Annotated in this window: 28 protein-coding genes and 2 pseudogenes; 19 read left to right on the forward strand and 11 right to left on the reverse strand. The window is 51.1% G+C overall.

The window, feature by feature from the left end:
- The first annotated feature begins 86 nt into the window (after positions 1-86).
- From HCX92_RS14270 to HCX92_RS14810, 7 genes and pseudogenes are all read left to right on the forward strand, one after another.
- Positions 87-1,328: a benzoate/H(+) symporter BenE family transporter gene (locus HCX92_RS14270; RefSeq protein WP_169295637.1), complete on the forward strand. Its 1,242-nt coding sequence runs from the start codon at positions 87-89 to the stop codon at positions 1,326-1,328.
- Positions 1,328-2,137 (forward strand): YggS family pyridoxal phosphate-dependent enzyme, encoded by an 810-nt coding sequence (locus HCX92_RS14275; RefSeq protein ID WP_169295638.1) that lies wholly within the window; start codon positions 1,328-1,330, stop codon positions 2,135-2,137. The genes HCX92_RS14270 and HCX92_RS14275 overlap by 1 nt, the downstream gene beginning before the upstream one ends.
- Positions 2,138-2,139: 2 nt before the next feature.
- Positions 2,140-2,721: pseudogene (locus HCX92_RS14280) on the forward strand (aminotransferase class III-fold pyridoxal phosphate-dependent enzyme); the annotation flags it as partial.
- Positions 2,722-2,786: 65 nt separating this feature from the next.
- Positions 2,787-4,022, forward strand: a complete 1,236-nt coding sequence (gene trpB, locus HCX92_RS14285) for a tryptophan synthase subunit beta (RefSeq protein WP_169295639.1) — start codon at positions 2,787-2,789, stop codon at positions 4,020-4,022.
- On the forward strand, positions 4,019-4,876 hold the full coding sequence (trpA, locus tag HCX92_RS14290; protein ID WP_169295640.1) for a tryptophan synthase subunit alpha: 858 nt from the start codon (positions 4,019-4,021) through the stop codon (positions 4,874-4,876). Before trpB ends, trpA begins: the two co-directional genes overlap by 4 nt.
- A 23-nt stretch (positions 4,877-4,899) precedes the next feature.
- Positions 4,900-6,171, forward strand: a complete 1,272-nt coding sequence (gene glyA, locus HCX92_RS14295; RefSeq protein ID WP_169295641.1) for a serine hydroxymethyltransferase — start codon at positions 4,900-4,902, stop codon at positions 6,169-6,171.
- 14 nt (positions 6,172-6,185) lie between these two features.
- Positions 6,186-6,324: pseudogene (locus tag HCX92_RS14810) on the forward strand (LysR family transcriptional regulator); the annotation flags it as partial.
- A 304-nt stretch (positions 6,325-6,628) separates the two neighbouring features.
- Here the strand turns inward: HCX92_RS14810 and HCX92_RS14305 are convergent.
- On the reverse strand, positions 6,629-7,543 hold the full coding sequence (locus HCX92_RS14305; RefSeq protein WP_371808430.1) for a DMT family transporter: 915 nt from the start codon (positions 7,541-7,543) through the stop codon (positions 6,629-6,631).
- 123 nt (positions 7,544-7,666) lie between these two features.
- Here HCX92_RS14305 and HCX92_RS14310 point away from each other — a divergent pair, with 123 nt between their 5' ends.
- Entirely contained in the window at positions 7,667-8,236 is a 570-nt protein-coding gene (locus tag HCX92_RS14310; protein ID WP_169295643.1) for a DNA-3-methyladenine glycosylase I, read from the forward strand.
- Between the two features lie 56 nt (positions 8,237-8,292).
- On the opposite strand, the gene HCX92_RS14315 is transcribed toward HCX92_RS14310, so the two are convergent.
- The 3 genes from HCX92_RS14315 to rocF are packed head-to-tail and all read right to left on the reverse strand — an operon-like array spanning position 8,293 to position 10,304.
- Positions 8,293-8,913, reverse strand: coding sequence for an NAD(P)H-hydrate epimerase (locus HCX92_RS14315; protein ID WP_169295644.1), 621 nt, complete (start codon positions 8,911-8,913; stop codon positions 8,293-8,295).
- A gap of 2 nt (positions 8,914-8,915) precedes the next feature.
- Positions 8,916-9,356, reverse strand: coding sequence for a multidrug/biocide efflux PACE transporter (locus HCX92_RS14320; protein WP_302891426.1), 441 nt, complete (start codon positions 9,354-9,356; stop codon positions 8,916-8,918).
- A 12-nt stretch (positions 9,357-9,368) separates the two neighbouring features.
- Positions 9,369-10,304, reverse strand: coding sequence for an arginase (gene rocF, locus HCX92_RS14325; protein WP_287812187.1), 936 nt, complete (start codon positions 10,302-10,304; stop codon positions 9,369-9,371).
- 144 nt (positions 10,305-10,448) lie between these two features.
- Between rocF and HCX92_RS14330 the strand changes: the two genes are divergently transcribed.
- A complete protein-coding gene (locus HCX92_RS14330; protein ID WP_169295645.1) occupies positions 10,449-11,219 on the forward strand; it encodes an SDR family oxidoreductase in 771 nt (256 codons plus the stop codon).
- On the opposite strand, the gene HCX92_RS14335 is transcribed toward HCX92_RS14330, so the two are convergent.
- Entirely contained in the window at positions 11,216-11,890 is a 675-nt protein-coding gene (locus HCX92_RS14335; protein ID WP_248290078.1) for a GntR family transcriptional regulator, read from the reverse strand. The genes HCX92_RS14330 and HCX92_RS14335 overlap by 4 nt on opposite strands.
- 142 nt (positions 11,891-12,032) lie before the next feature.
- Here HCX92_RS14335 and HCX92_RS14340 point away from each other — a divergent pair, with 142 nt between their 5' ends.
- The 4 genes from HCX92_RS14340 to HCX92_RS14355 are packed head-to-tail and all read left to right on the forward strand — an operon-like array spanning position 12,033 to position 15,901.
- Positions 12,033-13,241 (forward strand): ABC transporter substrate-binding protein, encoded by a 1,209-nt coding sequence (locus HCX92_RS14340; RefSeq protein ID WP_169295647.1) that lies wholly within the window; start codon positions 12,033-12,035, stop codon positions 13,239-13,241.
- A gap of 11 nt (positions 13,242-13,252) precedes the next feature.
- A complete protein-coding gene (locus HCX92_RS14345; protein ID WP_169295648.1) occupies positions 13,253-14,182 on the forward strand; it encodes a 3-hydroxyacyl-CoA dehydrogenase in 930 nt (309 codons plus the stop codon).
- A 27-nt stretch (positions 14,183-14,209) separates the two neighbouring features.
- Positions 14,210-15,136: a 3-keto-5-aminohexanoate cleavage protein gene (locus HCX92_RS14350; protein WP_169295649.1), complete on the forward strand. Its 927-nt coding sequence runs from the start codon at positions 14,210-14,212 to the stop codon at positions 15,134-15,136.
- Between the two features lie 12 nt (positions 15,137-15,148).
- Positions 15,149-15,901: an SDR family NAD(P)-dependent oxidoreductase gene (locus tag HCX92_RS14355; protein WP_169295650.1), complete on the forward strand. Its 753-nt coding sequence runs from the start codon at positions 15,149-15,151 to the stop codon at positions 15,899-15,901.
- Between the two features lie 35 nt (positions 15,902-15,936).
- Here HCX92_RS14355 and HCX92_RS14360 read toward each other — a convergent pair whose 3' ends face one another.
- From HCX92_RS14360 to HCX92_RS14385, 6 genes are all read right to left on the reverse strand, one after another.
- Positions 15,937-16,065 carry a helix-turn-helix domain-containing protein gene (locus HCX92_RS14360; protein ID WP_329610620.1) on the reverse strand — a complete coding sequence of 43 codons (129 nt, stop codon included), beginning with the start codon at positions 16,063-16,065 and terminating at the stop codon, positions 15,937-15,939.
- 175 nt (positions 16,066-16,240) lie between these two features.
- Complete coding sequence (gene dmpG, locus HCX92_RS14365) at positions 16,241-17,263, reverse strand: 4-hydroxy-2-oxovalerate aldolase (protein WP_169295651.1); 1,023 nt, start codon at positions 17,261-17,263, stop codon at positions 16,241-16,243.
- A 17-nt stretch (positions 17,264-17,280) separates the two neighbouring features.
- Positions 17,281-18,180: an acetaldehyde dehydrogenase (acetylating) gene (locus HCX92_RS14370; RefSeq protein ID WP_169295652.1), complete on the reverse strand. Its 900-nt coding sequence runs from the start codon at positions 18,178-18,180 to the stop codon at positions 17,281-17,283.
- A 25-nt stretch (positions 18,181-18,205) separates the two neighbouring features.
- Entirely contained in the window at positions 18,206-18,994 is a 789-nt protein-coding gene (locus HCX92_RS14375) for a 2-keto-4-pentenoate hydratase (protein WP_169295653.1), read from the reverse strand.
- A gap of 15 nt (positions 18,995-19,009) precedes the next feature.
- Positions 19,010-19,927 (reverse strand): alpha/beta fold hydrolase, encoded by a 918-nt coding sequence (locus tag HCX92_RS14380; protein ID WP_211182414.1) that lies wholly within the window; start codon positions 19,925-19,927, stop codon positions 19,010-19,012.
- Positions 19,928-20,048: 121 nt separating this feature from the next.
- A complete protein-coding gene (locus HCX92_RS14385) occupies positions 20,049-20,948 on the reverse strand; it encodes a LysR substrate-binding domain-containing protein (RefSeq protein ID WP_169295654.1) in 900 nt (299 codons plus the stop codon).
- 136 nt (positions 20,949-21,084) lie between these two features.
- Between HCX92_RS14385 and hcaE the strand changes: the two genes are divergently transcribed.
- The 6 genes from hcaE to hcaD all read left to right on the forward strand — a co-directional run bounded on the left by hcaE (position 21,085) and on the right by hcaD (position 26,385).
- Positions 21,085-22,458, forward strand: a complete 1,374-nt coding sequence (hcaE, locus tag HCX92_RS14390) for a 3-phenylpropionate/cinnamic acid dioxygenase subunit alpha (RefSeq protein WP_169295655.1) — start codon at positions 21,085-21,087, stop codon at positions 22,456-22,458.
- A complete protein-coding gene (gene hcaF / locus HCX92_RS14395; protein ID WP_169295656.1) occupies positions 22,458-22,991 on the forward strand; it encodes a 3-phenylpropionate/cinnamic acid dioxygenase subunit beta in 534 nt (177 codons plus the stop codon). The genes hcaE and hcaF overlap by 1 nt, the downstream gene beginning before the upstream one ends.
- 2 nt (positions 22,992-22,993) lie before the next feature.
- Positions 22,994-23,317, forward strand: a complete 324-nt coding sequence (gene hcaC, locus HCX92_RS14400; RefSeq protein WP_169295657.1) for a 3-phenylpropionate/cinnamic acid dioxygenase ferredoxin subunit — start codon at positions 22,994-22,996, stop codon at positions 23,315-23,317.
- Positions 23,314-24,126 carry a 3-phenylpropionate-dihydrodiol/cinnamic acid-dihydrodiol dehydrogenase gene (gene hcaB / locus HCX92_RS14405; RefSeq protein ID WP_169295658.1) on the forward strand — a complete coding sequence of 271 codons (813 nt, stop codon included), beginning with the start codon at positions 23,314-23,316 and terminating at the stop codon, positions 24,124-24,126. Before hcaC ends, hcaB begins: the two co-directional genes overlap by 4 nt.
- 67 nt (positions 24,127-24,193) lie before the next feature.
- Positions 24,194-25,132, forward strand: a complete 939-nt coding sequence (locus HCX92_RS14410) for a 3-carboxyethylcatechol 2,3-dioxygenase (protein ID WP_169295659.1) — start codon at positions 24,194-24,196, stop codon at positions 25,130-25,132.
- A gap of 20 nt (positions 25,133-25,152) precedes the next feature.
- A complete protein-coding gene (gene hcaD, locus HCX92_RS14415; protein WP_169295660.1) occupies positions 25,153-26,385 on the forward strand; it encodes a 3-phenylpropionate/cinnamic acid dioxygenase ferredoxin--NAD(+) reductase subunit in 1,233 nt (410 codons plus the stop codon).
- Positions 26,386-26,413: the final 28 nt, after the last annotated feature.

Genomic DNA, 26,413 nt, shown 5'->3' on the forward strand with positions numbered 1-26,413 from the left:
TGGTAGGGAACATCCATCCATTTTAAGGCTATAAATGCGTTTATCAACTCTATCCGTTAAATTTTTTTAGGAACCACTGTCAGACTATGCCATCCGTCCCCTCATCTTCATCCGTTCGTTGGAGTGATCTTACCCATCCCGTTGTAGCCGGTCTGATATCGGTCATCGTCAACTACGGCGGTACGTTTATCTTGATATTCCAGGCCGCTAAGGTGGCTGGTCTCAGCCCAGAACTGACGGCGTCATGGGTGTGGTCAATTTCCATCGGCGTGGGCTTGACAGGGATCATTTTGAGCTGGATTTCCCGCGAACCGATCATCACGGCCTGGTCCACACCAGCGGCGGCCTTTCTCGTCACAGCACTGGCGACTACGCCTTACGCAGAGGCAGTCGGTGCCTACCTGATCTCAGCCGCAGCCTTTGTGATGCTCGGGCTGTCGAGCTGGTTCGAGCGCGTTATCCGCCTGATTCCCCCTGGCGTGGCGGCTGGGCTGCTGGCAGGCATCTTGCTCCAGTTCGGTATCGGGGCTTTCAGCGGCATGAGCATAGACCCATTGCTCGCGGGACTCTTAATCGTCGCCTATGTAGTGCTTAAGCGTTTCACCGCACGCTATGCGGTGGTGGGTATTCTGGTGTTGGGACTGGCGTTCCTGCTTATTCAGGATCGCGTCGATCTATCGGGGCTGACCTTAAAGCTGGCCTCACCTGTTTTTACCATGCCTGAGTTTTCGCTAAACGCTTTGCTGAGCGTGGCGTTACCACTGTTCCTAATCACCCTGACCGGGCAATACATGCCAGGCATGCTGGTGCTGCGCAACGACGGATTCAGAAGCAGCGCGAACCCTATCGTGACGGTCACCGGCCTCGGCTCCCTGCTGATGGCACCTTTTGGTTCACACGCCTTCAATATCGCCGCCATCACGGCTGCTATCTGTACCGGTCGGGAAGCGCACGAAAACCCGGACAAGCGTTGGATCGCCGGTATTGCTGCTGGCGTGTTCTACATCCTGGTCGGTGTGTTCGGGGTGACGCTGGCTGCTGTATTTATGGCTTTCCCAGCAACCTTTATTACTACGCTGGCGGGCTTGGCCTTGCTGGGCACCATCGGCAGTAGCCTTGCCAGCGCCATGGCTGATGCCAAGGCTCGCGAAGCGTCGCTGATTACATTCCTTGCAGCCGCCGCCAACATCACCCTGCTGGGTATTGGTGGCGCGTTCTGGGGCTTGGTGATCGGCTTGGTCGCTTATGCGATGCTTAATGGCCAGTTGCCACAACGAGAACCAAAGTCAGTCATGACTTCAACACCTGCCCATAAAGAGGTGAACTAATGCCAGTACCTTCCCACACGCAGACTCATCACGACCAACACGGTCGGTATCCAGAAGCCGTTACTGTTGAAGACTTCCGGCGAAACCTGTCGGGAGTGCAAGCGCGTATCGAGACGGCTTGCCGTCGTGTTGGCCGTGATCCGGCAGCGGTGCGCTTGTTGCCCGTCAGCAAAACCAAGCCCGAAACCAGTCTGCGTATGGCTCATGTGGCTGGCTGCCGAATGCTGGGCGAAAACAAGGTACAGGAAGCCTATCGCAAGTGGGAGGCCATGCAAGACTTGACCGACTTGCACTGGTCGGTCATTGGCCACCTGCAAACCAACAAGGCCAAGCTGGTGGCGCGCTTCGCCTCCGAATTCCAGGCACTGGACAGCCTACGCGTGGCCGAGGCACTGGATCGCCGACTGCAAGTCGAAGGACGCTCGCTAGATGTGTTCGTGCAGGTCAACACTTCCGGTGAAGCTAGCAAATACGGTTTGGCTCCCGAGGAAGTGCAGGGTTTCATCCAGGCGCTGCCTGCGTTCTCGGCGTTGCGTGTGCGCGGTCTGATGACGCTTGCGCTGTTCTCCGGCGAGGCCGAGCGGGTGCGCCAGTGTTTCGTGCTGCTGCGCACCTTACGTGATCGGCTGCGGCAGAGTGCGCCCACCGACATCGACCTGAATGAGTTATCAATGGGCATGTCTGGCGATTTCGAGATCGCTATTGAGGAAGGTTCCACCGTGGTGCGCATCGGACAGGCCATCTTCGGTGCCCGCGCCTTGCCAGACAACCACTACTGGCCGGGTGAAACACCAGGGGGACTGCTATGACCGAAGAAGCTTTTTTCTGCAATTCGGGCGCAGAGGCCAACGAAACCGCCCTTAAGCTGGCGAGACTTCACGGTCACCGCAATCAGGTAGCGGAGCCGAAAATTCTAGTAATGGAGAATAGTTTTCATGGCCGCACCATCGCGACGCTTTCCGCCAGCGGAAATCCCAGTAAGCAACAAGGCTTTGAGGCGGTGCGCCAGGTGGCAGCCGAGGAGTCCGACATTGTGGCCGTACTGATCGAGCCGGTACAGGGTGAAGGTGGAGTTCGGGTTGCGAACACCGACTACCTGCGCGAACTTCGTATGCTTTGCGACCAACATGGCTGGCTGCTAATGCTCGACGAAATTCAGGCCGGAATGGGTCGCACCGGCGCTTGGTTCGGACACCAGCACGCGGGTATCACACCGGACGTGATGACCCTGGCGAAGGCCTTGGGCAATGGTTTTCCCATTGGTGCTCGTATGGCGCGTGGTACGGCGGCTGACTTGTTCTCTCCCGGACAGCATGGCTCGACCTTCGGCGGCAATCCGCTGGTTTGCGATGAGATGCAGATCGACGACATCGTGGCGCGTATCGCTCACTTGCTATCGCCGAGCGTGGCAAACAATGCAGTAACGGCTGAGACGGCAGCACAGACGGAACCGGTGATATGACGCAGAAAACCAAATACAATCAGCCTGACGCTGAAGGCTTCTTTGGTCGCTTTGGCGGAAGCTTCATCAGCGAAACACTATCGCGGGCTGTTGAGGAACTGCAAGCTGCCTACCAGCGCTATCACGACGATCCTGCTTTCATTGCCGAGTTCAAGGAAGAGCTGGCTGATTACGTTGGCCGTCCCTCTCCGGTGTACTACGCCCGGCGTCTCAGCGAGAAAACGGGTGGCGCACACATCTTCCTCAAGCGTGAAGACCTTAACCACACCGGTGCTCACAAGATCAATAACGTAATCGGCCAGGCGATGCTGGCCAGACGTATGAGCAAGCGGCGCATCATCGCCGAGACCGGTGCCGGCCAGCATGGCGTTGCCACCGCGACGATCTGCGCCCGCTACGGCCTGGAATGCGTGATTTATATGGGCAGTGAGGACATTCAGCGGCAGCATCCCAATGTCCAGCGTATGGCGCTGCTGGGTGCGACGGTGATGCCGGTTACTTCCGGCTCGCGCACACTGAAGGACGCCATGAACGACGCGATCCGCGATTGGATCACGAACGTCGATCACACCTTCTATCTGATTGGCTCGGTAGCCGGTATGCACCCGTACCCGACAATGGTGCGGAACTTCCAGACCGTAATCGACAAGGAATGCCTAGTTCAGATACCCGTGTTGTTCAAACGTTTGGGTATAACAAAACAGCACCCTGATGCCGTCATCGCTTGCGTCGGTGGCGGCAGTAACGCCATCGGCATTTTCCATCCGTACATCGAACACGAGGCGGTACGCCTAATCGGCGTCGAGGCGGCTGGGCTGGGGCTGGATACCGGCCAGCATGCAGCGTCAATCCAACGCGGCAGCCCTGGAGTATTGCACGGCAACCGTTCGCTCATCCTCCAAGATGATAAGGGTCAAATACAGGAAACTCACAGCATCAGCGCCGGGCTGGACTATCCCGGTGTCGGGCCTGAGCACGCTTGGCTGCATGAAACTGGCCGCGCCGAATACGTCGGTGCCACCGACGACGAGGCGCTGCATGCTTTCCATCATCTCAGCCGCGTGGAGGGCATTATCCCCGTACTTGAGGCCTGTCACGCCGTCGCCTACGCGATCAAGCTTGCGGCTACGTTACCCAGGGAACAGGCCATTCTGGTCAACCTGTCTGGCCGAGGAGACAAGGACATGGAGACTGTGATGGCTCAGACGGATGTCATGGGGGATCAGCTATGAGCCGACTTAATACAACGTTCCTGCATCTGCAACGACAGGGCCGCAAGGCGCTGATCCCTTATATCACTGCTGGCTACCCAGGTGTGGACATCACTCCGGCGCTGATGCACGTTATGGTCGAAGCTGGCGCTGACATCATCGAGCTGGGCGTGCCATTTTCCGATCCGTCGGCCGATGGTCCGACCATCCAGGCCGCCAGCGAGCACGCCCTGCGCCAAGGCATCGGCTTGCCGCAGGTGCTTGATCAGGTGCGAGGATTTCGTAAGTCGGACACGGACACGCCAGTGGTGTTGATGGGTTATGCCAACCCCATTGAGCGTTACGACCTGTTGCGCCAGTCGGGTGCCTTCGCCGAGGACGCAGCCAGTGCGGGTGTAGATGGCGTTCTGGTGCTTGGTTACCCGCCCGAAGTCTCCGGCAATCTGGCGGCGCAACTACGCCACCACGGTATCGACCTGATTTTCTTGTTGGCACCGACCTCCACCGAACGGCGTATTCAACAAGTCACCGACCACGCCAGCGGCTACGTCTATTGCGTCTCGATCAAGGGCATCACCGGTGCCACAACACTTGATATGACCCAGGTACGCGACACGCTGGCACGCATCCGCCGCCATGTGCGTATTCCCGTTGGTATTGGGTTCGGCATCCGCGATGCCTGCATGGCAAGGGATGTCGCCCAGGTGACCGATGCCGTCGTGATTGGCTCCTGGCTCATCGAGAGCCTAGCCGACAAACCAGCTGCCGCGGCGCTGGCGGCGGCCAGCGACTTGATCCGCGACGTACGCCATCAACTGGATCTGGACGCACCCAAGCCGGATCACGCCTTCACACCCGAACATCCCACAACCTAAATTCCAGAGCAAAGGACCAATCTATGTATGACACCTCACTGACCCTAACCGATTTCGACCCCGAACTGGCGGAAGCCGTCCAGCACGAAGAATGCCGCCAGGAAGATCACGTCGAACTGATCGCTTCCGAGAACTACGCCAGCCCGCTGGTGATGGCCATCCAGAATTCTGTATTCACCAACAAGTACGCCGAGGGCTATCCAGGCAAGCGCTACTACAGCGGTTGCGAGCATGTGGATGTGGCCGAGCGCTTGGCCATTGAACGGGTCAAGACACTATTCAACTGCGATTACGCTAACGTCCAGCCCCATGCTGGTGCCCAGGCCAATGCAGCGGTATTCCTGGCGCTGACCAATCCCGGCGATACAGTGATGGGCATGAACCTGGCACAAGGTGGGCACCTGACCCATGGCAATCCGTCCAACTTCTCCGGCAAACACTACAAGATTGTGCCTTATGGACTCGACTCTGAGACGGGCCTGATCGACTACGATGAAATGGAACGCATTGCGCTGGAAACCCGACCGAAGATGCTGATCGGTGGCTTTTCGGCCTATTCCCGCTACAAGGATTGGGAGCGCATGCGTGCCGTTGCCGACAAAGTGGGGGCCATCTTCTGGGTGGACATGGCGCATGTCGCTGGCCTAGTAGCGGCAGGCGAATACCCAGACCCATTGCCACACGCCCATGTAGTGACCAGCACTACGCACAAAACCCTGCGCGGCCCGCGCGGCGGCATTATTCTGGCTAAGGGACAGGATGAAGATTTCTATAAAAAGCTCAATTCCGCCGTATTCCCCGGCATCCAGGGCGGCCCGCTGATGCACGTCATTGCCGCTAAAGCAGTAGCCTTCAAGGAAGCGTTGCGTCCTGAGTTCAAGACCTACCAGCAGCAGGTGGTAGCCAATGCCCGTGCAATGGCCGCAGTGCTTCAGCAGCGCGGCTACAAGATTGTCTCAGGTGGTACGGACAATCACCTGATGCTCATCGACTTGTCTGCGAAGCCGTACACAGGTAAGGATGCGGACGCCGCGCTGAGCGAAGCTTATATAACCGCGAACAAGAACTCGGTACCCAACGATCCACGCTCGCCATTCGTCACGTCGGGGCTGCGCATCGGTACGCCTGCCGTGACTACACGCGGCTTCGGCGTGGCTGAGTGCGAGCAACTGGCGGGTTGGCTGTGCGACGTGCTGGATGCGCTGGAAGCGGGTAGCAGTGCGATGACGACGGTTCGTGGAACAGTGCAGAAACAAGTGGTGAACTTGTGCCGTCGTCATCCTGTATACCAATAGCGGCCACCTGACACATGGAACTGCGGCATCTGCGTTGTTTTCTGCCCGTGGCTGAAGAACTTCACTTCGCCCGCGCTGTCGAGCATTTGCGCATGGAGCAATCGCCGCTGTCGCGAGCTATCAAGGAACTTGAGGAGGAGCTGGTGTCCGCAGGTTTCGCCCTGAGACTGGCGGGTGCCTCGCAAATTGCCGCCTACCTTGAGCGAACCAATCAGTATGGAAGCCGCTGCTTTTTGGACCGACTGGCTCAAGCACCATCACGCGAACGAGGTCATGCTGGGCTTCGGTCTGCGCTGGTGCTTTTTTGTTAGGAGAAACAGGTTTACTGGACAAGCGAAGGGTCACAACGCATTGGGTTTATGCCGAACTGTTCCAGAACCGCTTTCCGAACGCGACGGGTATGACATCGACGGAATACTGCCAACGACTACGACAGAAAAGCGTAACAAGATGAATTTTAAGGCTCCCGTTTAAGCTGCTCTTTTTCCTTGCCCAGCCATTTCAACCTGATTTCACTAATAATAACCGCCAGTACAATCAACACCGCCCCCACTAGTGCCAGTGCCGGCAGGCGCTCACCGTAAAGACGACCAATAATGCCGGCCCAAACCGGCTCTCCGGCATAAATCAGGGTGGCCCGGGTGGCCGACACATGCTTTTGCGCCCAGTTCATGGTGACCTGGATTACCGCACTGGCCACGCCCAGTAATAGGACACATGAAAACAGCAACCAGGAAAAATCGGGTACCGCTTCACCCACCCCGGCAGATACGCCAAAGGAAACCAGCGAGGTCACCGCCAGCTGAACCACCGTCACCCTGAACAGATTGATTTTGCCGGCAAAACGGCTGATCAGGATAATTTCCACCGCAATGGCAAGCGCTCCAAAAGCGGTAATCATTTCCCCCCAGCCTACCCCGCCACGGGTTCCCTCCGGCCCGGCCAGCAGGGCCAACCCGATAAAGGCAAGCAGAACCCCTGCCCAATTCATGACAGACGGTTTTCTTTTAAGAAAAACCCATTGCAGCAAGGGCACCAGCGGCACATATAAAGCCGTGATAAAAGCGGACTTGCTGCTGGGTATGGTTTGCAGGCCAACGGTTTGCGAACTGTAACCCAGGAAAATACAAATCCCGATTAACAGGCCAGCCCACAATTCCTGTCGCGTCAGCCCCTTGAGCGCCCCCAGGCTGCAGGCGGCAATAGCCAGGGTGGCACAGCCAAAACGCAAACCCACAAAAAAGAAAGGCTCACTTACCGTCACCGCCAGCTGTACGATAAGGAACGTGGCCCCCCAGAACACAGTCACCAACATCAACGCAAGTTCTGGCTTACCAAAAGATTTTGAAGCAGGCTGGGTATTCATATTCATTGTGGATGACTTACAATAAAAAATCCGCACGGGGACAGGGAGAAAACAAGCGCTCATCATAGCAGAATCCTGCCTGACAACCGTCCCTGTTGCCAACCTGTCCAATCCACCTTCAGGAGCCCCATGAGCTATTGCGAATATGTTGCCGGTTTACCCGTACATCAACCCTCGGTTCACCGCGCTTACCATGACACCCAGTACGGCTTCCCGCTGGACGATGACAATGAGCTGTTTGGCAGGCTGATTCTGGAAATCAACCAGGCAGGACTTAGCTGGAATACCATTTTGGTGAAGCAGGACAATTTCCGGCAAGCCTACGACGGTTTCAGCATAGAAAAAATAGCGGCCTATCAGGAAACAGACCGGCAACGCCTGCTCAATGATGCCGGCATTATTCGCAACCGTTTAAAAATCAATGCTGCCATTGAAAATGCCCGCACCGTGCTGGCACTGCAGAAAGAATTCGGTTCGTTCCAGGCGTGGCTGAATCATTATCACCCTTTATCAAAAGAAGAATGGACCCGCCTGTTTAAAAAAACCTTCAAGTTTACTGGTGGAGAAATTGTGAATGAGTTCCTGATGAGTACCGGTTATTTGCCCGGTGCCCATGATGCTGATTGCCCCGTTTACCAACGGGTACTGGACAGCAAACCGGCCTGGCTGGACAACACAGTTAAGATACTTCCCGAATAGCCAATAATGAATAAGCAGGAATTAGGGAGCATCACACCAGGCAACACTCCTTGTTTTTAATCAATCCCGATATCCAGGCAAACAATTTGACCGCAATAGGTCTGGGCCTGCGCCTGTAAGTGCGCGGGTTTGTAAGCGGCAAAGGTATAGGTAATATCGGCCATAAAGGTGTTTTCAGCAGCCTGCCCGGTATCACAATTCAGGCCCGTGGGCATGTCCAGGGCAATCCGGGTACCTGACATTTGGTTCAGTGCCTTCATGCATTGCCCCACTTTATCGGGCAAAGCCCCTGAAAAGCCGGTTCCGAAAACGCCATCAAGCAATAAATCATAAGATTTTTGCTGCGAAACCTGCTGCAGGGCCATGATTTGCAAACGCTCGGATTGCGGCAAGCGCTGGCGATTCAGCTCAGCCAATTCAGATAATTGCTCCCCAAGCAGGAACACGATATCCACCTGCCAGCCCTGCTCGTGCAGGCAACGGGCAATGACCAGGCCATCGCCCCCGTTATTACCCTTGCCACACACCACAAGACAACGCCCAGGTAGCGGAAAGCGCTGCAAAATATCACTGGCCGCCGCGGTTCCGGCATTTTCCATTAATTGCTCAAAACTGGTACCGGCATCCACGGCTGCCTGCTCCCGTTCACGCATTTGTGCAGAGGTATAGATTTTCATTTTCAGGCCGCCGCCAAACGCCCCCAGTAACGGGCACGCAAGCGGTCATAAATCAGGTTATACACATAGGTATAAGGCAGGTAAAACATCACCAGCCCAACATCCAGAATAAGCGCTTCAACAAGACCCATATCCAGCCACCAGGCAATAAAGGGTATGGCCATCACCAGCAGGCCAAACTCGAATCCGGCCGCATGCATGCAGCGCATGAAGGTGTTCTTTACCCAGCCAAATTTCTTCAAAAGGCGATCAAAGAAGATGTTGTAAACCATATTCCACAACAGGGCCATTACCGCAATCACAACGGTAACCACCCCCATGTCAACCATGGACTCGCCTGAAAGCCAAGCTGCCAAAGGTGCGCTAATGCCAATGGCCAGCACCTCAAAACAGAAAGCATGCAAAAACCGTTCAAGCACCGATTTGTCTTTTTCCAATTGCACAGCAAAAATCTCTTATTTAACGTTACGACGTACCAGTGTACTTTGCCCAAACAGGCTTTCCACCATATCCAACGCAATTTCCGCCGTTAAATTGCGCACATCCAGGGCCGGATTCAGTTCAACAATATCCAAAGAGGCCATCATTCCTGTATCGGCAATCATTTCCATGCATAACTGGGCCTCACGGTAATTGGGTCCACCCCTTACCGTTGTTCCCACACCCGGTGCGATATCCGGGTCAAGAAAGTCCACATCAAAACTGACATGTAAATGCGTATCCTGGTCCAGGCCATACAAGGCCTCTTGCATAGTCTGACGCATGCCGGTTTCATCGATATGACGCATATCGAAAACCTCTATGCCCGCTTCATGGATGAAATGCTTTTCACCGGCATCAACACTGCGGATGCCAATCTGGCGGATCATGTCCGCATTAAGCGCAGGCCTGGTGCCCGACATATTGACGAGCGCCTCGGGGCCATAACCGAACAGGCAAGCCACCGGCATACCGTGGATATTGCCCGTGGGCGACAGCTCGGCAGTGTTGAAATCGGTATGGGCATCCAGCCACAATACCCGCAGCCGCTTTTGCTGTTCCCGGCAATAGCGGGCCACGGCACTGATGGAGCCCACACCCAGGCAATGATCGCCCCCCAGCATGACCGGCAAACGGCCTTCCTGCAGTTGGGCGTAAATGGCATCATGGGCCAGCCGGTTCCAGGCTACAACCTGCTCAAGATGGCGGTAACCATTGACGGGTGACTGCCAGGGATTGGCCGGACCGTGAATATTGCCACAATCGCGCACCTCAAGTCCCAGTTTCTCAAGGGACTGGGTAATGCCCGCCACCCGCAAGGCTTCCGGGCCCATGCTGGAACCACGATGGCCGGCACCCACATCGGTCGGTACGCCAATCAGGCTAAGCCGTTTATTTTGAATATCCACCACTTCATCTTCCTTAAGAATCCGTTGGCCTATTTTCTCACATCGCGCAGGGGCTGGCAAAAATCAATTGGCACACCCGCATTTATTTTGATAACATATCTGTGATCACAGATGTGTTATCAAAATAAATATAATTCGGAGACATGAATGAAGCTGAACGGAAAAAAAGTACTGGTCACGGCAGGCGCCAATGGCATTGGTCTTGCGATTGCAACGACTTTCAAGCAAAGAGGCGCCAATGTTTATGTGACGGATATCGATCCAGAAGCCTTAAGCCGTTTACAACAAAACCATCCCGACATTTACAGCAGTCAGTCTGATATTTCCAAAGAAGAAGACATCAGAAACATGATGGCGGCTGCCGAAAAAACACTCGGCGGCCTGGACATCCTGGTCAATAACGCAGGTATTGCCGGGCCTACCAAACCCGTTGAGCAGATCACCCGTGAAGAATGGGATAACACCCTTAATATCAATCTTACCGGGCAGTTCCTCTGCATCAAGTATGCCCTTCCCCTGCTACGCAAGGAAAAAAATGCCGCTATTATCAATCTCTCTTCTGCCGCTGGCAGGCTCGGCTTTGCCGGCCGCTCTCCCTATTCCGCCTCTAAATGGGCCGTTATCGGCTTGACACGATCCCTCGCCATTGAGCTGGGCCCGGAAAATATTCGGGTCAATGCCATTTGTCCGGGTGCCGTTGATGGCCCACGAATTCAACATGTCATCAGTGAGAAAGCCCGCATGCTGAACAAGCCCCATGAAGAAATTGAGAACCTGTATAAAGGACAATCTTCCATGCACTGTATGGTGACCGCACAGGATATCGCCCATCAGGCCCTGTTTCTGGCCAGTGACCTGAGTATGCATATTTCAGGACAAGCCCTGGCTGTGGATGGTCATACCGAAAAACTCTTCTAGACGTTGATATTGATTTGTTCTGGTTGAAAAAGTGATGGTTTTTCTTTGGAAATATACTCAAAGCTGCTCAAAATATCTCCATGCAAGGCTGCTATGGCAGCTTTGCCATCGTGTGCCCTCAAGGCCTTGATCAGATTCTCGTGATGGATCACGGCTATTTTATCAGTGGTCCTTTGTGAACCCTGGCGCAAGTCGTAATTTAGCACTGGCCCTATCCGTAACCACAGGCTTTCTATCAATTTCAGCAGTACCGGCATCTGCGCGGCTTCATAAATCACGAAATGAAATTTCTGATTCAACAGGACCAAGGCCGATTTATTCTGGCCCGATGACGCCATCTCCTTGGCCAGCTGGTCATTAATTCGCGTAATTTTCCGAATCAGGTTTTCATCCGCATGTTGTGCCGCCGCCTCTACCGCCATCCCTTCCAACTGTAAACGGATTTTAGTAATTTCGGCAAAAACCTCCTGACTCAGCAAAGGAACCCTGACCGATTTGTTGGGTGCCACTTCCAGCGCATAATCGGCCACCAATTGGGCAATCGCCTGCCTGACAGGCATAACACTGACGCCCAGACTTTCTGCCGTCGTTCTCAAAGATAAATGCTCACCGGGCATTAATAGACCCGTCCAGAGCATTTCCTTAATCCGATTGAGAATATCTGTACTCAAAGTTTTGCGCGATGTTGTCATATCAGAAGCCATATCAGGGTAAATACTAAAATAAAAACTGTGATCACAGTTGTATAGTGTCGTTATGTTTTAAAAATGTTCGAAATTCATTTCAATGGTTCATCATAACCGAGGAGCAGGCATGAAAATAGTAACACTACCGTTCGTACTGGCATCAAGTATCCTTTGCACGACGGTTGCACACGCCAATGGCATTTCCAATGATGCCATCCGCATTGGTTTTATTACCGATATGTCAGGCGTTTATGCCGATACGGACGGACCCGGTGGAGTGCTAGCCATCAAAATGGCCATTGAAGAGGCGGGTGGTAATATTAATGGAAAACCCATTGAATTACTAACCGCTGACCACCAGAACAGGGCCGATATCGCTGCGTCCAAAGCCCGGGAATGGATTGACCAGAACAAAGTGGATGTCATTATTGGCGGTACCAACTCCGCCACCACGATTGCCATGATGGGTGTCGCTGCAGAGAAAAAAGTGCCGGTCATTTCAGTAGGTGCTGGCGCAACCTCCATTACCAGCGAACATTGCACACCATACACCATTCATTATGCCTATAACACGCAAGCCACTGCCTACGGTGTTTCTTCCGCCGTACTGAAACAAGGGGGCAAAGATTGGTTCTTTATTACGTCAGACTATGCCTTCGGACATGCACTGCAAAAAACAGCCTCGGATGTTGTCAACACCTCCGGTGGAAAGTCAATGGGTAACGTGCTGGTCCCTTTAAATACTGCCGATTTTTCTTCCTATATGCTGCAGGCACAAACATCAGGGGCCAAAATTCTGGGCTTGGCCAATGCGGGCAATGATTTTATCGGTTCCATCAAGGCGGCACATGATTTTGGCGTCACCTCTTCCATGCGTATCGCCGGTTTACAGGTATATATCAGTGATGTTCATGCTCTGGGGCTGGATGCCACCCAAGGTATGTACCGCACCTCTCCCTGGTACTGGAATCAGGACGACGCTTCACGTACATGGTCCAAGAAATTCCATGAAAAACAAAAAACCATGCCTACCTTCAACCAGGCAGGCAACTACTCTGCCGTTTCCAACTACCTGAAAGCCGTCAACCAGACGGGTACTGATGATGGCGCCACCATCATGGGCTGGTTCAAATCCACACCGATTTCCGACATGTATATTAAAAACGGTAAAGTCAGGGAAAATGGCCTGATGGTACACGACATGTTTCTTCACGAAGTCAAGACACCTGCCGACTCCAAAGAACCGTGGGATTATTTCAATATCATCAGCACCATTCCCGGTGAAGAAGCCTTTGGCCCTGAAAGCATGTCTACCTGCAAACTAAAATCTGCATAGGCGAAACAACAATGATCAAAACAGCCATTATCGGAACCGGCCTGATTGGCCAGGCATGGGCCATTGTTTTTGCGCGGGCAGGATGCCAAACCATCCTGTGGGATGGTAATTATCAGGCAGCTCAGAAAGCGCTTGAACTCATTGCCCTGCAACTGGAAGATCTGCAACAAAATGGGCTGGTATCCGAACCGGCTGCTATTTTGCAAAACATGCGTGTGGTACAGCATCTGGATGAGGCACTGGAAGACGCCGAGTACGTTCAGGAAAATCTTCCCGAAAACCGTGATGTGAAGCGGGCCATTTATAAAGAAATGGATGCCCTGGCACCACCCGGAACGATCCTGGCCAGCTCCACATCCAGTATTCCGGCGTCTGAATTTACCCAAGACCTGAACGGACGCCATCGTTGTCTGGTTGCTCACCCAGTCAATCCGCCCTACCTGATTCCTGCCGTGGAAATTTGCGGTGCGCCATGGACTTCTGAACAGACCATCGCCAAAACCCGACAGATCATGAATCAGGTTAAGCAAAAACCCGTTGTCATCCATAAAGAACTGGAAGGTTTTATTCTGAATCGTCTGCAAGGTGCCCTGCTGCGTGAAGCTTATCGGCTGGTTGAACTGGGTTATGTCTCTGTTGAAGACCTTGATGTAACGATCAAAGACGGACTGGGCTTGCGCTGGGCTTTCATGGGCCCCTTTGAGACCATCGACCTTAACGCTCCAAATGGCATAAAAGAGTATTCGGAACGCTACGGCCCTCTTTTCCAGTCTATATCAAAAGAACAGACCTCTACCGAAAGCTGGTCGGAATCCCTGATCACAAAACTGGAAAACAGCCGCAGGGAACAACTGCCAAACGAGCAATTGCTACAACGCCGTTTATGGCGTGATAAGCAATTAATGGCCTTATTAAAGCACAAACAAAAACAGTCTCTTTAATTTATATTCAAATCAGGATTTCTCAAAATGTCGTCAAAAGTCATTATTACCTGCGCAGTTACAGGTGCCATTCACACCCCCAGCATGTCTGAACATCTACCGGTTACCGCAGATGAAATTGCCAACGCTGCCATTGCTGCTGCCGATGCCGGTGCCGCCATTCTTCACCTACATGCACGTGATCCCGAAAACGGCAAGCCCACTCAGGACCCGGATTATTTCCGTCCATTTCTATCGCAGATCAAAGAAAAAACCAATGCAATCATTAATATTACAACAGGTGGCAGCCCACACATGACGGTTGAAGAACGCATGCTACCCGCTACCACCTTCAAACCGGAATTGGCCTCACTCAATATGGGCTCCATGAATTTCGGCCTGTACACCATGCTGAACCGTTTTACCGAATTCAAACACGAATGGGAACGTCAGCATCTGGAAAACAGCCGTGATCTGGTCTTCAAGAATACATTTAATGATATTGAAACCATTTTACGTATCGGCAATGAAAACGGCACCCGTTTTGAGTTTGAATGCTATGACATCAGCCATCTGTATAACCTGGCTCATTTTATGGATCGCGGACTGGTCAAAACACCGCCGTTTATTCAATCAGTGTTTGGTTTACTGGGTGGTATCGGGCCCAATCCCGAAGATCTGATGCATATGCGCCGTACGGCTGACCGACTGTTTGGTAATAATTACCAATGGTCTATTCTAGGCGCTGGTCGCAACCAGATACCATTAGCCACCATTGGTGCCGCCATGGGTTCCAATGTACGTGTCGGGCTGGAAGATTCCCTATGGATTGCCCCTAAAAAGCTGGCCCAATCCAATGCTGACCAAGTCAAACAGATCAGAACTATTCTGGAAGCCCTGAACCTTGAAATTGCCACCCCAGCTGAAGCACGCCAGATATTGCAATTAAAGGGTGCCGATAATGTTAACTTCTAAGGCATGATGATTATGTTTAAACTTACCGGCCAAACGGCCTTCATTACCGGAGCATCCCGTGGCATTGGTTTTGCAGCAGCAAAAGCACTGGGGTTACAAGGCGCAAAGGTCATTATCAATGCCCGTAATCCAGAAAACCTGCAACAGGCCAAACAGGTACTGGAACAAGCGGGGATAGAAACCATTGCCGCTCCCTTTGATATCAGCAACCCACACGAAGCAGTCGCTCATCTGGAAAAAATTCTGGAGACCCATAAAATTGATATTTTCCTGGGCAATGCCGCCAGCCAGCACCGTCAAAATCTGCTGGACTATCCCCTGGAGAAATTTGAAGAAATCATTCAGGTCAATTTAACCTCACAATGGGCCATGGGGCGCCACCTTGCCCGCCATATGGTTGAAAACGGCCATGGCCGCATTATTTTCACCGGTTCAATCACCGCCCTCTCAGGACGCAAGGATGTCACCGCCTACTCCATTGCCAAGGCAGGCTTGCATGCCATGGTCAAGCAATGGTCGGTTGAACTGGGTAACGCCGGTGTTACCATTAATGCCATCGCCCCCGGTTATATTGCCACCGAATTTACGGAAAAACTGAAACAGGATACTGAATTCACGTCATGGCTACACCAACGGGTTCCCCAACAAAAATGGGGAAACCCCGAAAATGTAGCCGCTGCCGTTTGTTTCTTTGCCTCGCGTGAAGCCGATTTTATTACCGGACAAACGCTGGCCATTGATGGAGGGCTGTCATCGGCGCTTTAAGCGTTGCACCATCACAGATTGACATCATCCCCTCCCTAAAGGAGCAACACCAGCGCCTTGTTGTAGACGAACCAGCACGAGCCAGCGAAGCAGCGTATTTGCCGCTCCTGCTGGTCGTCGGGCATCAATTCGTACTTGTAGTCGAGCAGCAGCAAACCCCACACTGAAACCTAAAGACAAGGACGGCTACACCGCCCTCGCTATCCTTTACGTTTGGCAAAAGCCACCATAAAAAACACCCCAAACCCGGATATCGTTCCGGGCTTGGGGTGTCATTCCATTTTACCAAAGAGACAATGGTGTGACGCTTGAGCTCAAAAAGAACCCGACACCATTTTTTTATTTCATCCTGTTATTTGCCATGGTCAGGGCCAAATCCTCAATCATGTCTTCCTGACCGCCAACCGTACCCCTGCGTCCAAGTTCAACCAGAATATCCCGGGCAGAAACACCGTATTTCTGCTCTGCCCGTTTGGCAAACAGCAGAAAAGAGGAATAAACACCCGCATAACCCAGCGTAAGCGCATCCCGGTCCACACGAATGGGTTGATCCATAATAGGCGTGACCAAATCCTCGGCCACATCCTGTGCCTTAAACAGGTCAATACCCGTAGGAATTTCCATCCGGTTCAATACTGCAACCAAAACCTCAAGTGGTGTATTGCCAGCCCCGGCACCCAAACCGGCCGAAGCGGCATCAATCCGTGTGGCACCGGCCTTGATGGCTGCCACCGAGTTGGCGACCCCCATGGCCATATTATGGTGGCCATGAAAACCCAATTCTGTTTCCGGCCTTAAACCATCCCTTAACGCGGTAACCCGGGCAGTAACATCTTCCGGCAACATATAGCCAGCCGAGTCCGTTGCATAAATACAGTTGGCTCCATAAGATTCCATGAGCCTGGCCTGTTCCAGCAGTTTTTCAGGCGTGGCCATATGGGCCATCATGAGAAACCCTACCGTATCCAAGCCCATTTTTCGGGCAAAGCCAATATGTTGTTCAGAGACATCCGCCTCGGTACAATGCGTGGCCACGCGAATGGTTGAGACCCCTTTTTCACATGCCATTTTCAAATCATCAACCGTACCAATGCCGGGTAACAGCAAGGCTGAAATTTTTGCCTGTTTCATTAAGGGGATAACGGTTGACAGATATTCTTCATCGCTATGGGCCGGAAAACCATAATTGACAGAGCTGCCCCCCAAACCATCACCGTGAGTGACTTCAATAAGGGGAACACCCGCTTCATCAAGCGCACAGGCAATGGATTTCATCTGTTCTAAAGACATCTGATGCCGCTTGGGGTGCATCCCGTCACGCAGCGTCATGTCGTGAATCTTGATTTTTTTCATGTCGACCATTTTTATTTAATCCTTTATTATTGCGCCACAGCCGTATTTGCCAGTACATTTTCTGCAAACATTTCAGCAGTCCGGGTTGCGGCAGCGGTCATGATGTCCAGGTTTCCGGCATACTTTGGCAGGAAATCACCCAGGCCTTCCACTTCCATAAACATGGATACCCGATTGCCATCAAAAACCGGCCCGTTAACCAGCTTATAACCCGGTACATATTTTTGTACTTCCCGGATCATTTCCTGTACGGAAGCCGTAATGGCTTCACGGTCGGGTTCTCCAACCACCAGACAATGCACCGTATCACGCATCATTAATGGTGGTTCGGCCGGGTTGATAATGATAATGGCTTTGCCTTTTTTGGCCTTGCCCACTTTTTCAACCGCACTTGCCGTGGTTCTGGTGAATTCATCAATATTTTTACGCGTACCGGGCCCCACTGAACGACTGGATACCGTTGCAATGATTTCCCCGTATTCAAGTTCTTGCACCCGGGAAACCGCTGCAATCATGGGAATCGTGGCCTGGCCACCACAAGTGACCATATTCACATTCATGGCCCCCTGCTTCAGGCAATCATCCAAGTTAACCGGCGGCACACAAAAGGGCCCAATTGCCGCGGGTGTCAGGTCAACCATCAGGACACCCAATTCGTTAAGCTTGCGGCTGTTTTCCGCATGTACATAAGCGGAAGTGGCATCAAAGGCAATCTGGATATTGTCTTCTTTGACATGCGGCAACAGACCATCCACCCCTTCGGAAGAGGTTTTCAGGCCAAGCTCACGGGCACGGGACAAACCGGCAGAATCAGGATCAATACCCACCATCCAGACCGGCTCCAGAAACTCACTGCGTTGCAATTTATAAAGTAAATCGGTTCCAATATTACCCGGGCCGATAATTGCACATTTAATTTTATTCATCGTATTATTCAAGAAAAGCAATTTATTATTCAAACACGGTGGTAACCGTACCCAGCCCATCAATGCTAACGCTGTAAGTGCCAGCCGATGACACGGCCACCATTGGCCCCAGTGCACCCGTCAGAATAATGCTGCCAGCCGTCAAGGGACGCCCGCATTGCACCATGACATCCGCCAGCCAGACAGCCGCATTCAATGGATTTCCCAAGCAAGCAGCCCCTTTTCCGACCGATACCTGCGCGTTATTGTGCATCATGGACATGTCGCATTCAGTCAGGGAAAAATCTTTAAGCAAAACGGGCTGACTACCCAATACAAACAGGGCACTGGACGCATTATCCGCCACAGTATCCGTAATACTGATTTTCCAGTCAGCAATACGGCTATCTACAATTTCAATGGCCGCCAGCGCATATTCGGTTGCACCGATAATATCCGCATACGTATGGCGTTCATGGTTCAGGTCTTTACCAATCACCAGTGCGATTTCGGCTTCAACCTTGGGCTGGATAAGACCGGACAACTGTACGGGGATATTTTCTCCAACCGCCATATCTGCAAACAGCATACCAAAATCGGGTTGATCCACCCCCAACTGTGCCTGTACAACGGGCGAAGTCAGTCCGATTTTCCGGCCCACCAAACGGCGGCCCTGGCTCAATGCATATTGCGTATTTTGCTCTTGAATGGCATAAGCCGTTTGTATATCGGCCTGCACAAGACGGTCTTTAATGGGTGCTAGCGGTTTGCCCGATTGCTGTGCCACCCGCAAAAGCGCGGCGGCACTTTCTATACTTAGCAATTGATCACTCATAATTAATGTGTTTCCTTAGTCTTTGTGACCATTTAACAGGAAATCAATATGTAGTGCATTGAACGTTTCCGGGTCTTCATATTGTGGCCAATGACCGCAGTTTTCCATCACAATCAAACGGCTGTTGGATACCAGCGAATGCAGTTTTTCACCCACGCTGACTGCAGCGGTAGGATCATGGCTGGTCCAAAGCACCAATGTTTCGGCTTCGATTTTGGCCAGTTCTTCGGGGGTCAGCAGGTTGCGCAGGCGTACGTCCATATCCTGCAGGCACATGATGCTTTCAATGGCTTCAAGCATGCCCGGAGAACGATAGGTGGCATATCTGGCTTCAACCAGATCTTCGGTAACAATTGAAGGATCCGCCATCAGGAATTCAAGGCGTTTACGGGTTGCTTCCCGGTCTGGGTTTCTGACCGCGTTCAGACTAAGGGTACGTAAACGTTCCATCACTTTGGGGTCTGCAATCATGCCACCGCAGGTATTAAGCACCAGACGCTTAACCCGTTCGGGGTATTTGGCCGCAAAACGGGCACTGACCCATCCGCCCAATGATTCACCGGAAAGATGAATTTTTTCCAGTCCCAATACATCCATCAAATCACGCAGATGTTCTACATAATCGATGACCTCATAATTGGATTTGGGCTTGTCGGTAAAACCGTGTCCCAGCATATCAATGGCCAGCACGCGAAAATGCTTTGCGTGCGGCAGAATATTACGCATATAAGCTTCCAAGTGACCTGAAATACCATGCAGTAAAAATAATGTTTCGGGCCCCTCACCGGCTTCCAGGACACGGGTTTTTACCCCTTTTACGTCGATATAATGCAAACGGACACTGCCATCCGCAACGGCAGACCATAAAGAACGCAGTTCGGGCTGGGCATTATTCTTATGATTATTTTCCAAAGTGCTGGATGAACGACTCACTTACTCTATCTCCAATATGTGATTAACAATACCTTAAGCATTAAGCATGTTAAAAAACATTGATTTAATCCAATATTTATTTTGTAGTTATTGATAGGATAAAAATCTAATTCAATTTTTTTTATTCATTACCGCAACACGAAATATTGAAATTCTGTTCCATCAAAGACAGAAAATACTGAAACTCTTCCATCGCACAATGATCATGCCATGACATGTATAAATTGATTGTTGGCGGGGTTGGATTCACCATTCTCTTGAAACAAATTGAAGGATTCAGTAGCGAAATAACATAATCTGGCAATATGGCAACGCCCATTCCCATAGAAACCAGATTCAGGGTAAACAGTATATTGGATGCATTCTGGATTTTTTTATATTTGACATTGTTTTCTTTAAGGTATTGATTGGTCAATATGCCAAGCGCCCCCGAAAAATTAGGATCGGTAACAATAATATTTTGATCCTGCAGCAAGTTTACGGGGATTTCATTTTCCAGGGCCAGGGGATGTTCAACTGACATCACCAATATCAACTCTTCCTGATAAATAAGATTATTTTTAAATCCCTCCACTGTTTGTCTCAAAAAAGCAACATCCAGATTCCCCTTCAGTAATGCCTTTTCCTGCTCAATTGTATTAAGACTTTTCAATTCAATATTCAGGGAAGGCATTTTCTCCCTGATAAAAGGCATAATTTTCGGGAAAATTTTCACCTCAGCCGAAGGCACGAACCCCATTGTTATTTTTCTGTTGGATTTCCTGACCGAATCACGGGTTACCTGAATGGCAAGGTTAGCCTGCTGCAATACCAGCCGAGCCTCCTTGAGAAAGACCTCTCCCGCTTTGGTCAGTTCTACTTTCCGTTTCGTTCTGCTAAACAGTTTGACGCCTATTTCACTCTCTAAATCACGAATCTGCTGACTCAATGAGGGCTGGGCAGTAAACAGCTTTTCAGCTGCTCTGGTGAAATTCAATTCTTCCGCAACAGCAATGAAATATCGTATGTGTCTAAGTTCCAAGTCACCCTCCAGTAATCTTTTTTAAATATTAATTCAAATAAAAAAAGTATTTCACAGTTGTTACAACTGCAACGATCATATCGGTTGTTACCACACAAAAGAATGATCTTAAATACGACTACTGGAGGCTTAGTTAATGAATAAAACCATAGACATTCAAGCTTTAATAGATTCCAAGAATGGGCAAGTGACTCCTTCAATTTATACTGACCCTGAAATATATGAACTTGAACTAGAAAGAATTTTCGGGCGCTGCTGGCTGTTTCTTGCGCATGAAAGCCAAATTCCAAAAGCAGGGGATTTTTTCAATACTTACATGGGTGAAGACCCCATTGTTGTTGTCCGTCAAAAAGATGGTACCGTGAAAGCATTCTTAAATCAATGCCGTCACCGTTCCATGCGGGTCAGCTATGCCGACTCAGGCAATACCAAGGCGTTCACCTGTCCCTATCATGGCTGGTCTTATGCCACCAACGGAGAACTGATCGAGGTTCCGCTTGAACCCCGTGCCTACCCGCAAGGTCTATGCAAATCTAAATGGGGCCTGCAAGAAGTCACTAAAGTTGCCTCTTATAAAGGCCTCATCTTCGGCACCTGGGACGAAAATGCAGTCAGCCTTGAGGAGTATATGGGTGACATGGCCTGGTATCTTGACGGTGTTCTCGACCGTCGTGAAGGCGGCACCGAAATTGTTGGTGGCATTCATAAATGGACCATTGATTGCAACTGGAAATTTGCAGCCGAACAATTCGCCAGTGACCAGTACCATGCCCTGTTCTCCCATGCCTCAGCGGTACAAGTGCTTGGTGCTAAACCCGAAGACGAGCAAAAAGCACTGGGCTCGGGCCAAACAGCCCGCCCTGTATGGGAAACGGCAAAAGACGCCCTGCAATTTGGACAGGATGGTCACGGTAGCGGTTTTTTCTTTACCGAAAAACCTGATGCCAACGTTTGGGTCGATGGTGAAGTATCCGATTATTATCGCGAAACTTATCCCGAAGCCCTTGAACGCCTTGGCGAAATCCGGGCACTTCGCCTGGCGGGTCACAACACCCTGTTCCCCACCCTGTCATGGTTAAACGGTACTGCCACGCTGCGTGTCTGGCATCCCCGTGGCCCCAACCAGGTTGAAGTCTGGGCATTCTGTATTACCGATAAAAATGCTCCTGAAGAAGTCAAAGCCGCCTTTGAACGCAGCGCTACCCGTGCATTCGGTCCTGCCGGTTTTCTGGAACAGGATGACTCTGAAAACTGGGTTGAAATCCAGAAAATCCTGCGTGGCTACCGTGCACGCAACAGTCAACTGTGCATGGAAATGGGTATGGGCAATGAAAAAATCCGTGATGATGGCGTCCCTGGTATCACCAACTACATTTTCTCGGAAACGGCCGCTCGTGGCTTCTATCAGCATTGGGCAAATTTATTAAGCAGTAAAACCTGGCAGGAAGCCAAAGCCAAAACCGATGCTTATCAGAACACCTTGGTTGAGAACAGCAAGGAGGTCGCATAATGACACAAGTTATCACGCCCGTTTCCATGGAATTACATCATGAAATCAGCCAATTCCTGTTTTATGAGGCTCAAAAGCTGGATGACTGGCAATTCCGTGATTGGCTCACCCTGATCGCAGAAGATATCCACTACACCATGCGCACGGCAGTAAACGCCCAAACCAGGGATCGCCGCCGCTGTGTACAACCGCCTACCACCTGGATTTTCAACGATAGCAAATTCCAGCTTGAGAAACGGATCGCCCGACTTGAAACTGGTATGGCCTGGGCCGAAGAACCTCCTTCCCGTACCCGTCACTTCGTCAACAATATCCAAATATCTCCCACTGAACAGGAAGATGAATACGATATTCGTGTGAACTACCTGCTTTATCGTTCACAAAAAGAAAAAGATGAAACCTTCTATGTCGGCATGCGCAAAGATCGTCTTCGTCGAACCGGAAACAATGAAATGGGTTGGGAAATTGCCCATCGGGAAATTATCCTGGACCAGGTTGTTATTACCTCTCATAACCTAAGCATACTGTTCTAGTCATGGAAAAGATTTTTGTTTGCTCAAAAAATGACTTGCCCGAAGGTGAAGCTATCAAGGTGGACTGCCAGCCCGAAGCGATCGCCGTATTTAATATTGGCGGCTCATTTCATGCCATGAATGACAAATGCAGTCATGGCAACGCGTCCATGTCCGAAGGCTATATTGAAGAGGATGGCACGGTGGAATGCCCCCTGCATTCCGCCCTGTTTTGCGTCAAAACCGGCAAGCCTTTATGCCTGCCGGCAACCGATCCTATCGCCACCCATCCGGTTGTGGTTGAAAATGATTCCATCTATGTCCTTCTTAAGGAGCAGCAACAATGAGCTGGTTACAAGACCAAACGGTTCTGATTACCGGTGGCGGATCGGGCCTGGGCCTGGCCCTGGTGGAACGCTTCCTGAATGAAGGTGCCAATATCGGTGTCTTGCAACGCTCCGCGTCAAAAGTCGAGTTACTGAAAGAACGTTACGGCAATGACATCGTTGTGGTGCAAGGAGACGTGGCCAATTACGAAGACAACCAGCTTGCCGTTCAGGAAACCGTCAAGAAATTTGGAAAACTGGATTGTTTTATTGGCAATGCTGCCGTTTGGGATCATGGCGCCAGCCTGATGAGCCTGTCAGCCGAACAGCTGGATACCGGCTTCGATGAACTTTTTTCAATTAATGTAAAAGGCTATCTGCTGGGTGCCAAAGCAGCCAGCCAGGAACTGATCAAATCAGAAGGTTCGATTATTTTCAGTCTATCCAATTCCTCCTTCTACCCCGAAGGTGGAGGCCCCTTGTACACATCCAGCAAACATGCCGCTGTTGGACTAATACGTCAGCTGGCTTTTGAACTGGCGCCCAAAGTACGGGTCAATGGCGTTGGCCCATGTGGCATGGCCAGTGATTTGCGCGGTCCTGCTTCTCTGGGACAAGACCAGTTGCGAATCATGGATTCACGCACACCCGAAGCCATTGCCAGCATTTTGCCACTGCAGTTTTTCCCCGATGCAAGTGAATTCACCGGGCCTTTTGTTTTATTGGCATCCCGTGAAAACAACCGTACATTAAGCGGTGTCATGATTAATGCCGATGCCGGCCTGGGCATCAGAGGCATCCGTAATACTGCCGGTGGCATGAACCTGTAAACAGTTCAAGTTTTAATAATAATTAAAGAATGGCTATTATTAAAATGGCCATTCAAGGACATACCTTATGACCGTAAAATTAATATGTGTGGCACACACGCCAATGATGGACCATTGTTCACCGGGTGACAAGATCGAAAAGGAAGCACGTGCCGCTTTTGCCAAACTTGCGGCCGAGGTCGATGCATACAATCCGGATCTGATCGTCGTTTTCGCTCCCGATCATTTCAACGGTTTTTTCTATGATTTAATGCCAGCTTTCAATATTGGCATTCGTGCATCGGCCGCCGGTGACTGGGATATTGGCAAGGGTCCGCTTAACATTCCTGAAGACAAGGCGCTGGCTCTAACCCGGGACGTGCTGGATCAGGGCATTGATGTGGCCTATTCCTATCGCATGCAGGCAGACCATGGCTTTACCCAACCCCTGATGCTTCTGTGCAATAGCCTTACCAAATACCCTGTTATCCCGATCTTTGTTAACGGTGCGGCAAAACCCCTGCCAAGCTGCAAACGTGCTGTTGATCTTGGCAAAGCCGTTGGAAAACATTTATCCAAATCCGATCAACGTATTTTAATTATCGGGTCCGGTGGCTTGTCACATGATCCTCCAACTCCTCAAATGGGTGCGGTTCCCCCAGAAGTTGAAGAGTTCCTGATAGCAGGGCGCAACCCCACCCCTGAAGCCAGGAACAAGCGCCAGGCCAATGTTATTGCCACTGGTCAGGCACTGGCCAAAGGTGAAGGCCCCTCCATTCCCCTGAACCCTGAATGGGACATGGCCTTGATGGAGCAATTCAAAAAGGCCGATTTCAAGCGCATTGCCGCCTACACCAATGAAGAAATCCAGCGGGATGGTGGTAAAGGTGGACAGGAAGTCCGTGCCTGGATGTCCGCATTCGCGGCCCTGTCTGAATTTGGTCCTTACGATGCCGAGATTGTCTATTATTACCCCATCAAGGAATGGATTGCCGGCATGGGCATGATGAAAGCACAACCCATTTAAATTAATCCTGGAAAAATTCAATGAATAAAGAAACTATTATCATCATTGGAGCTGGCCAGGCAGGTGCAACCGTGGCGATACAATTACGCCAGGATGGTTTCACAGGTCGCATCATCCTGGTAGGAGACGAACCTCATTTGCCCTATGAAAGGCCCCCTCTTTCAAAAGAAAGGCTGTTAACACCCGATACAACCAATTGCCAGATTTTCAGTGCTGACTTTTATGCTGAAAAACAAATCGAAGTCAGAAACAATGAAAAAGTCACCAGCATCAATACACAAACCCGTCAGATTTTGTTAGCCAATGGTGAAAAGCTGGACTATTTCAAGCTGGTAATAACAACTGGCGCAAGTGTTAAACATATTTCCATGCTTGATGAGCTTGGGGAGAAGGTTCATACACTCAGAACCATTGATGATGCCGATATGCTCAGGCTTTCCCTATCGCCAGGAAAGCGCATTGCCATTATTGGCGGTGGTGTGATCGGCCTGGAGCTGGCATCCACGGCCATTGACCTGGGTTGCCAGGTCAATCTGGTGGATACTGGAAACCGTGTCATGCGCAGAAGCGTTCCCCCCATTCTCAGTCAGTTCCTGTTTGAACGGCATCAAAAAAACGGTGTTCAATTCCATATGAATACCGGTTTGCGCACTGCCAGCCGGAACCAGGACAACAGTTTTACCCTGACTCTGGAAAACGGCACTTGCCTGCAGGCAGATGCCATTGTTTACGGGATTGGCGTTGAACCCAATGTCAATCTAGCCATCCAGGCCGGCATCCGGGTTAACAATGGCATTGTGATCAACAGTCACGGACAAACCTCCGACCCGGATATTTACGCAGCCGGAGACGTCACTGCATGCTGGCAAGGTCAAACACAAACATTTACCCGCACTGAAACATGGGAAAATGCCCAAAACCAGGCCATCACAGTCGCCAAAGCCATTCTGGCACAAAATCCCCCCGAGTTTTCAGCTCCTTGGTTCTGGACCGACCAATGCGGGTTAAATATCCAGCTTTGCGGTCAAATGAACGCAGACCAATGGATTTGTCGCGGTGACATGAACGCTCCCGAAGGATTTATTCTTTTCGGCTTCTCGCAAGATATTCTGGTGGGTGCCATTACGGTCAACCAAGGCAGGGAAATGCGTAATCTGAAAAAAATGATCGCCCTGCAACATCCTTTTTGCAAGGCAACCCTTGAAAACAAGGAAACGAATTTACGTCAATTAAGTAATTCTGTTACGGTTTAATCGCTTCCTTGTCGTTAAAAGGGTAGCA

Source organism: Advenella sp. EE-W14, from assembly GCF_012923605.1.
Classification (GTDB): Bacteria; Pseudomonadota; Gammaproteobacteria; order Burkholderiales; family Burkholderiaceae_B; genus Advenella; species Advenella alkanexedens.